Below are 860 nucleotides of genomic sequence, written 5' to 3' on the forward strand. Positions count from 1 at the left end.
GCCCGGGCCCGGGGCCTGCGCCCGCCCGCCGCGCTGATACCCGGCCTGCTCGACGCCGCCCGCGCCCGCAGCGAACTGCGCGCCGACGCCGTGGCGTTGGCCGGTCCGCTGGGCCGCTGGCTGGCCGAGCAGAACCCCGACTGGCGGTTCGTGCTGCGCACCACCACCCCTGAGATACCGCAACAGCCCACGGACGACCGGCTCTGGCACGAGGGCCTGTTCGCCGAGCGGGTCACCCACCTCACGCTGTTGCGCCGCCGCGATCCCGCGGCCGGCCTGGAACTGCTGCGCGGCACCTGGTCCACCGAGCGCGCCGAGGACCGCCTGCTCTTCCTGGACGCCCTCCAGGACGGCCTGTCCCCCGCCGACGAACCGTTCCTGGAGGCCGCCCTCGGCGACCGCAGCAAGAACGTCCGGGCCACCGCCGCCGAACTGCTCTCCACTCTGCCCGGCTCCGCGCTGGCCCGCCGGATGGCCGAGCGGGCGCGGGCCGCCGTCCGGCTCGCCGACACCGGCACGCACCTGCTGGTCACCCCGCCCGCCGAGTGCGACGCGCAGATGCAGCGCGACGGGATCGCGCCCAAGTCGCCCACCGGGCGCGGCGAACGGGCCTGGTGGTTCGGCGAGGTGGTGGCCGCCGCACCGCTGTCGGTCTGGCCGGAGAGCACCGGGCTGACTCCCGAGCAGCTGCTCGCCCTGCGGGCCGGCGACAGCATCGACGAGACCAGCAGCAGCTGGGCCGACGACCTGCGGGAGGCCTGGGCCCGGGCCGCCGTCCGCCAGCAGGACGCCGACTGGGCCCGGGCGCTGCTCGGTCCGGCCCCCGTCCCGCCCGGGCGCGGTACGCGGGCGCGGGCGCC

Annotated in this window: 1 protein-coding gene; it reads left to right on the top strand. The window is 77.8% G+C overall.

The window, feature by feature from the left end; all coding sequences use genetic code 11:
• Positions 1-860, top strand: an 860-nt coding sequence (locus KS423_RS46385; protein ID WP_224285648.1) for a DUF5691 domain-containing protein, incomplete at both ends; no start/stop codon positions are given.

This window comes from Streptomyces sp. LS1784 (genome assembly GCF_020103755.1).
GTDB lineage: Bacteria > Actinomycetota > Actinomycetes > Streptomycetales > Streptomycetaceae > Kitasatospora.